This window comes from Streptomyces sp. NPDC057302 (genome assembly GCF_042667685.1).
Taxonomy (GTDB): Bacteria; Actinomycetota; Actinomycetes; order Streptomycetales; family Streptomycetaceae; genus Streptomyces.
Genome location: NZ_JBHUZJ010000099.1, coordinates 23,221 through 30,809, shown reverse-complemented (window position 1 = coordinate 30,809; position 7,589 = coordinate 23,221). Strand labels below are relative to the sequence as shown.

The window sequence follows — 7,589 nt, the reverse complement described above, 5'->3', positions numbered from 1 at the left end:
TCTAATCTTATTACTTCGTCGGCTGCGTCAGTTGTTTATAAGAGACAGCGCTGGCGGTGTCGCCTAATGACGTCCCGGCCTGCTGTGGCATGTCCGTCCGGACGCGACGGCGCGGCGGTCGCGGGGCACCCCTCACCGCTGCCCCGCGACCGCCCACTCCTGGTGTGCGCTGTGGACGCGGTGCCACAGCGCTGCCCGCGCGAAGGCATCGATGTCAGTCAGGTTCAGGTGGAACACGTCGGCCAGTACGTCGTACCAGTCGCCGGCCGAGTCAATGGTCCGCTCGTACGTGCCTTCGGCGTCGATCCGGCGCAGCACACAGCCGCGCAGCATGTCCACACCCTTGGCATCGCGGAGCTGGGTCTGAAGGACCCGGACGAATCCGGACTCGGGGGAAGTGGACAGCCGCTCGTGCTCCGCGGCGAAGGAGGACAGCTCCACGGGCTCCGGCGCGAAGACCATCGCCGTGAACGCGCCGCGGGGGTCGTGGGCGAACCTCCAGCCGCCTGGCACCACCGTCGACGGCGCCATCGCGTAGGTGAACGGCCCCTGGGTGTAGGTGCCCTCGCGCAGCGGAAGGGGTTCGTACATTCCACCGGCGAGCCCGGTGTCGACCAGCCACCGCTCACCGTCGAGCCCCACGGTGAGCGCGAGATGGTCGCCGCCCGGGCCGTCGGGGTCCTCGACCTCGCCCTGCACCCCGGCCCGGTGCAGGGTCACGTCGTAGCCGAGGGCCGTCAGCAGCGCGGCGAAGGCTCCGTTGAGGTGGAAGCAGTAGCCGCCGCGCCCGCGCAGGATCCGGGCCACGGATTCCTCGGCGCCGACGCCCGACGGCCGTCCCAGCTGGTTGTCGAGGGTCTCGTAGGCGACCCGCTCCACCTGCGCCCGGTGCAGCGCCCACAGCGCCTCGGCGCTCGGGCCCGTCGGCCGCTCCACCCCCAGCACGGCCAGATACCCGTAGACGTCAATCATGATCCCCCTAGCCATCCGAACGGACGATCAGCCTAGTCGCCGGTACCGCCGTCCCAGGCAGTGTCAGAAATGGGTGCCGCCGCCTACGTCGTTTCGCCCACGTTGGCGACCAGGCGGACGAGGGTGTCGACGAGCGCTACGGCCCGCGGACCGCGCACCCGTCGCACCGCAGGTGCATGAGCCACCGAGGCAGGCCCCGTATCGCCGTCATGGGCAGACCGTGGAGGAGCCGCGCTTGCCGGCGGGGGTCAGCGCCTGCGGCCGCCGCGCAGCTCGAACCGCTCCCCCGGAAAGCGCTCGCGGAAGCCCTGGTCGTGCGAGACCGCGACCACCGCCCCCGGGTAGACCGCGAGTGCCGCCTCCAGATCCTCGACCAGGTCGAGCGCGATGTGGTTCGTCGGCTCGTCGAGTACGAGGAGGTCCGCGGGCCGGGTCACCAGCCTCGCGATCTGCAGGCGCCGCTGCTGCCCTGCGGACAGCGCCGCGACCGGGACATCCATGTCCTGCTCACGGAACAGCCCAAGGGCCAGCAACTGATCGGCGTACTCCTGCGGCAGGCCGGGCCGCCCGGCCGCGAAGGCGGCGAGCAGCGGGAGCCGCGTGGAGCGTGCGGGCAGTTCCTGGGCCAGGTATCCGATCCGGGCCGGTCGGCGCACCGCGCCCGCATCGGGGTCCAGGTCGCCCGCCAGGACGCGCAGCAGCGTCGTCTTGCCCGCTCCGTTCTCGCCCGTGACCAGCAGCCGCTGCCCCGGCGCGATCGCCAGGACTCCTTCCAGGCGCAGCCGTTCGCCGACGCTCACGCCGTCGAGCTCGGCGAGGGGGTGTCCCCCGTCCAGGTCGGTCCGAGGGCTTGGGGACGGGTCCCCGTCAGGTTGCGCACCGCCCACCGCCGTCAGCGCCGCGCGGAACCGCAGCGGTTCGGGCGGCGGCGCCACCGGGTTGCGCCGCAGGTGGGCCAGCCGCTCCCGGACGGATCGCACCTGTCCGCCGAGCTTTGCCTCATGCGAGCGCCGGTGCTTTCCGAAGCCCTGCCGCGGATCCCTTCCGGTGGTGGCCAGCCGCTTCCCGGCGGCCTGCAACAGCTCTTCGGCACGGGTCACTTCCTCACGCCAGCTGATGTGATCCCGTTCGGCGCTACGCCGGGCGGCGGCCTTCGCCGTGCGGTAGCCGGCCCAGCCGTCGCCGTAGCGGTGCACCGTGCGCGCGTCCCGGTCGACCTCGAGGATCGTGGTGGCGATGCGCTCCAGGAAGCCGCGGTCATGGGTGACCGCGACGACGGTGCCGCGGTGTGCGCGCAGGTGATCCTCCAGCCAGCACACGGCCGCCGCGTCGAGGTGGTTCGTCGGCTCGTCCAGGAGCAACAGTTCGGGGGCGGCGGCCAGCACGCAGGCGAGCGCGAGCCGCGACTGCTCGCCGCCGGAGAGCGAACCGAGTGCGCGCGCCCGCGTGACCCCGGCCAGCCCCAACCCGTGCATGGCGGCATCCACGCGGTTGTCAGCCTCGTATCCGCCGCGTTCCTCGTACGCGGTCAACAGCTCGCCGTAGGCGGCGAGTTCCTCCGGTGAGGCCTCCCCGAGGTGCTTCTCCGCTCCACGCAACCGGCTTTCCATGTGCCGCAGTTCGGCCAGGGCGAGGTCGACGGCGTCCTGCACGGTGCGGTCCGGGTCGAGATCGAGGCTCTGGGCGAGGTGTCCGGTGCCGCCCGGGAAGCTGACGGTGATCTCCCCGGCGTCCGGCATCTCGGCCGCGGCGAGCAGCCGCAGCAACGTGGACTTGCCGGAGCCGTTCTCACCGATGACGGCGGCCTTCTCCCCCGGGCGGACGGTGAAGCAGACCTGATCGAGGACGATCCGGGTGCCGTAGGACTTGGTGACATCTTTGACGGACAGCTGCGCCACGGCAGCGGGCACAGCGGTATGGGCACGTACGCGCATGGGACTTCCCCTGGGAATGCGAAGGGTCTACGGGCAGCAGAAACGGCGGCGTCGGCCGTGCCCGGACTCAGAGGAAGAAGTAGAAAGCCACGACCCCACCATACAAGACGATTCGTCTCGTCTCCACTCGTGCGCGTCACACATTCCGTGCCGCGCACGTTGCGCGCGGGCAACCACCGCGGTTCAAGCAGCCATTGACCCGCCGCATGACCTCCTTGTTGGAGATGATGTGCGATGAGGGTGAGTCTGCGTCCAGTGCGTCCGCCCGCGGCCACAAGCACGTAGCCTTCGCTCACCGCACATGAGTTACTGCTGGTGCAGGTTGGGCAGCCAACATGCAGGGGTGCACCCAGTTGCCCCCGTCAGGAGTGCTCAGTCGTGGGCACATCCCGCAACCCGCACGACCGCGTGCGCTCACGAAAGGTCACTGTCATGTCAGACGTTCAGTCGGAAACTGCCGGAGTGCAGGCCCAGTACGCCGTCCGCGTAGCCGCGGACCTGGAGGCCAACCGTACGGAGCAGGGGCGTATCGGCGCTGAAGTGGCAGCACTGCAGGAGCAGTTGCAGGCACTTGAGAGCGACCATGCGTTGCTGCTGAGCATGCAGCAGGCGTTGGGCTCCCCCGAGGCAGCACCTGCCGCCCCGGCCGCGGCCAAGAAGTCGTCAACCCGCAAGAAGTCGGTCCCCGCTCCGCGGTCAAGTGCGAACAACTCCGGTGCGGCCCGAACAAAGAAGCCCGCGGCCGCCAAGACCAAGGACACCAAGGAGAAGGACAAGGCCAAGGAGAAGCCGGCCAAGAGCGCGCCCAAGGCCGCCGCGAAGAAGCCTGCCGCCCCGGCAGCGGGCCCGACGCTGGTCGAGCTGATCGACGGCCACCTGGCCGGGCAGAGCGAACCGCGCTCGGCCGCCGAGATCACCACCGCGCTCACCCAGGAACTCCCCGACCGCACCATCAAGACCACTGTCGTGCGCACCACGGTGGAGGGCCTGGTCGCCAAGGGCCGCGCGCACCGCACCAAGCAGGGTTCCTCCGTCTTCTACACCGCGGCCGCCCCGGCGGAGAAGCCCGCCGAACCGCAGCCGGAGACCGCCGCCACCAGCTGAATCGGCATGGGTGCGCGGATGTTCCGGAGGGGGCTGCCCAGCAGACGGCGATCCTTCGGTGACCGGTCGAGCGTCGGCGTCCCGTTCACGGACGTTGCGCTCGACCGTCGCGTCGTAGCGCGCCCTCCAGGTGTTGGGGTTCTCGGGCGTCCAGGCGTCCAGGCGTCCAGGCGTCGCTTGGCGAGCCAGGTGACGATCTCAGGATCGTGGTGGTCGAGGAACAAGTAACTGCCGGTGTCGAGGGTCGAGGGTGGCGATCCTTCGTTCTGTTCTGCATGTGTATGTGGGGGGGGGCGCGACTCAGGGGCGGATGAGGGCTTTCAGAACCTCCCGGTCGGCCATGGCCCGGTAGGCGTCCGGGGCTTGGTCGAGGGTGAAGTCCTGGTCGAAGACGCGGCCCGGGTCGATCGTGCCGTCCAGAACGTCGGGCAACAGCTGCTCGATGTACGCGCGGGCGGGGCTGGCTCCGCCGGTGAGCGTGATGTTGCGCATGAACTCGGCCGGGCCGATCGGCCCCTCCTCGTACTGCGGGACACCGAGGCGGCTGATCGTGCCGCCGTCGAGGACCGCGCCCAGGGCGGTGTCGAGGGCCTGGCGGGTGCCGACGGCTTCGATCACCTTGTCCACACCGCCGGTCAGGTCACGGATGCGGGCGATGCCTTCCTCACCGCGTTCGGCGACGACGTCGGCGGCGCCGGACTCGCGGCCCAGGCCGGTGCGCGCCTCATGGCGGCCTGCGAGCACGATCCGCTCCGCCCCGAGCCGCTTGGCCGCGATCACCGCACACAGGCCCACCGCGCCGTCCCCGACGACCAGCACCACGTCCCCCCGGCCGACACCGGCGGCGACCGCGCCGTGGTGGCCCGTCGTCATCACGTCCGACAGCGCCAGCAACGACGGCAGCAGCGCGGAGTCGGCGGCCACCGGCAGTTTCACCAGAGTGCCGTCGGCGTACGGGACGCGGACGGCCTCGCCCTGGCCTCCGTCGACACCGTCGAAGCCGTATCGCCCGCCGTTGCGGCACGAGATGTGCAGGCCCTTGGCGCAGTAGTCACATGTGTTGTCGCTGTAGGTGAACGGGGCGACGACCAGATCCCCCGCCGTCAGACCGGTCACGTCCGCGCCGGTCTCTTCGACGACGCCGAGGAACTCGTGGCCCATGGGGCGGCCGGTGTCGGTGGCGGGCATCGACCGGTACGGCCACAGATCGCTGCCGCAGACACACGAGGCGAGGGTGCGGACGACCGCGTCCGCGGGCTGGATGATCTTCGGGTCGGGCCGGTTCTCGACGCGGACGTCTCCGGCTCCGTACATCACTGCTGCACGCATGAGAGGACGTACTCCAAACGGGGAAGGCTGCCGCGTCAGGCGGCAGCGATGTGGGTGCCGTGCGGCTGTCGTACGGCTGTCGTGCGGCTTTAGGTGCCGCGATCAGCGTTCGAGCATCTGTGCCTGGGCCTCGGTGTGGGTGTCCCCCGCGGCGGGCGGCAGGGTGCTGAGCTTGGCGAGCTGCTCGCTCGTCAGGGTGATCCCGTCGGCGGCGGAGTTCTCCTCGACGCGGCTGACGCGCTTGGTGCCGGGGATCGGCGCGATGTCCTCGCCCTGGGCGAGCAGCCAGGCCAGGGCGACCTGCGCGGGTGTGGCGCCGACCTCGGTGGCGACGGCCTGGACCTCGTCGGCGATACGCAGGTTGCGCTGGAAGTTCTCGCCGGAGAAGCGCGGGTTGCCACGTCGGAAGTCGGATGCGTCCAACTGGTCGGTGGAGCGGACGGTGCCCGTCAGGAAGCCTCGGCCGAGCGGCGAGAACGGCACCAGGCCGATGTTCAGCTCGCGCAGCACCGGCAGCACCCGTTCTTCGATACCGCGCGTCCATAGGGAGTACTCGGACTGGACGGCGGTGACCGGCTGGACGGCGTGGGCGCGGCGGATGGTGTCCGGGCCGGCCTCCGACAGGCCGAATCCGCGGACCTTGCCCTCGGTGATCAGCTCTGCGACGGCGCCGGCGGTCTCCTCGATCGGCGTGTTCGGATCCACGCGGTGCTGGTAGTACAGATCGATGTGGTCGGTGCCCAGCCGCTGCAGGGAGCCCTCGACGGCGGTGCGGATGTTGTCCGGGCCGGAGTCCAGGTTCCCCGCGCCGGCGCCGGCATGGGAGACCAGACCGAACTTCGTGGCCAGCACCACCTGGTCCCTGCGGCCCTTCAGCGCCCGGCCCACCAGCTCCTCGTTGGTGTAGGGCCCGTAGATCTCCGCGGTGTCGATGAGTGTGACGCCGAGTTCCACCGCCCGGTGCACGGTCCGGATCGACTCCGCGTCGTCGGAGCCGGAGCCGGAGTAGCCGTGGGACATCCCCATGGCGCCGAGACCGATCCGGGAAACTCGCAGGTCACGCAGTTTGATGTAGCGCATTCGCTCTCTCCGGTCGTGGCGTGTCCCGCACCCTCGCTGCCGGGCGGCCGACGTGAACGCATGTGCTCAGCCGCTGGCCGCCTGGAGGGGGTGCCGGTGTTGTGTCCCTTCACCTTCACCCGGATTCGGCCGGTGTGGCAGGGCGAGCTCTTCGGGGGTAATGACAGGACCCCTCTCGCGGCTGCGCCTTCCGTGCGGGCGGTGTGAGACTGGGAGGCATGGCATCCGAGAGCGCGAACAGCGCGGGCTCGAACAGCGAGGGCGCCGAGCTGGGTCGCTTCCTGCGGGCCCGCCGCACCCAGACCAGCCCCCAGCACGTCGGGCTCACCGTCGGCGCCGGAGTCCGCCGCACCCCCGGCCTGCGCCGCGAGGAGCTCGCCACCCTCTCCGGGATCAGCATCGACTATTACGTACGCCTGGAACGCGGCAAGGAGACCCGCCCCAGCCCCGCCGTTCTGGACTCGCTGGCCCGTGCCCTGCACATGGACGACCAGGAGCATCAGCACCTGCGCGAGCTTGCCGCCCGCGCCGCCCGCTACACTCCCGAACCGCCACCCGCCCCCAGCCGCACCGTGCGCCCCCACCTCCGGCAACTGCTCGACTCCCTGCGGCCCAACCCGGCCTATGTGATCAGCCGCAGCATGGACATGCTCGCCTGGAATCCCGGTGGCCTCGCCCTCTACGCGGGTTTGGACGACTGGCCCGCCAAGCACCGCAATCTCGCCCGCTACCTCTTCCTCCATCCTGCGGCCCGAGACCTCTTCCCCGACTGGGACCGCCAGATCACGGCCTGCGTGGCCCGGCTGCGCGCCACCGCGGGCACGGCTCCGGACGCCCCCGACTTGACCCATCTGGTCGGCGAACTCCTCCTGAAGAGCCCTGACTTCGCGGGGCTGTGGGAACGCTACGAAGTGACCGGCCGCAAGCCCGCCCACAAGACGTTCCGCCACCCGCAGGTCGGCACGGTCACCCTCACGTCCCAGTCCTTGCACGTGGAAGGCACCCCCGGGCAGCGCATCGGCGTCTACACCGCCGAGCCGGGAAGCCCCGACCACGACGCGCTGCTCCTGCTCGACATGACCGCGCCGGCGCCGATCGCTCGCCAGACGTGAGGCCCGATCCGGCGCGCGGGGCGGCCTTGGGTCGCGCGCGCCTCACGTCTGACGGGCG

At 70.7% G+C, this 7,589-nt stretch carries 6 protein-coding genes; 2 read left to right on the top strand and 4 right to left on the bottom strand.

What is annotated here, in order from left to right:
* Positions 1-132: 132 nt before the first annotated feature.
* Entirely contained in the window at positions 133-972 is an 840-nt protein-coding gene (locus tag ACFUPX_RS39460) for an arylamine N-acetyltransferase (RefSeq protein WP_383333710.1), read from the bottom strand.
* A 248-nt stretch (positions 973-1,220) separates the two neighbouring features.
* Positions 1,221-2,906, bottom strand: a complete 1,686-nt coding sequence (locus ACFUPX_RS39455) for an ABC-F family ATP-binding cassette domain-containing protein (RefSeq protein ID WP_383333708.1) — start codon at positions 2,904-2,906, stop codon at positions 1,221-1,223.
* A 432-nt stretch (positions 2,907-3,338) separates the two neighbouring features.
* Between ACFUPX_RS39455 and ACFUPX_RS39450 the strand changes: the two genes are divergently transcribed.
* A complete protein-coding gene (locus ACFUPX_RS39450; protein WP_383333706.1) occupies positions 3,339-4,010 on the top strand; it encodes a hypothetical protein in 672 nt (223 codons plus the stop codon).
* A 300-nt stretch (positions 4,011-4,310) separates the two neighbouring features.
* Here the strand turns inward: ACFUPX_RS39450 and ACFUPX_RS39445 are convergent, their stop codons facing one another.
* Together ACFUPX_RS39445 and ACFUPX_RS39440 are read right to left on the bottom strand one after the other, a co-directional pair.
* Entirely contained in the window at positions 4,311-5,339 is a 1,029-nt protein-coding gene (locus ACFUPX_RS39445; protein WP_383333704.1) for a zinc-binding dehydrogenase, read from the bottom strand.
* 102 nt (positions 5,340-5,441) lie between these two features.
* Positions 5,442-6,419 carry an aldo/keto reductase gene (locus ACFUPX_RS39440; protein WP_383333702.1) on the bottom strand — a complete coding sequence of 326 codons (978 nt, stop codon included), beginning with the start codon at positions 6,417-6,419 and terminating at the stop codon, positions 5,442-5,444.
* 218 nt (positions 6,420-6,637) lie between these two features.
* Between ACFUPX_RS39440 and ACFUPX_RS39435 the strand changes: the two genes are divergently transcribed.
* Complete coding sequence (locus ACFUPX_RS39435) at positions 6,638-7,531, top strand: helix-turn-helix transcriptional regulator (RefSeq protein WP_383333700.1); 894 nt, start codon at positions 6,638-6,640, stop codon at positions 7,529-7,531.
* Positions 7,532-7,589: the final 58 nt, after the last annotated feature.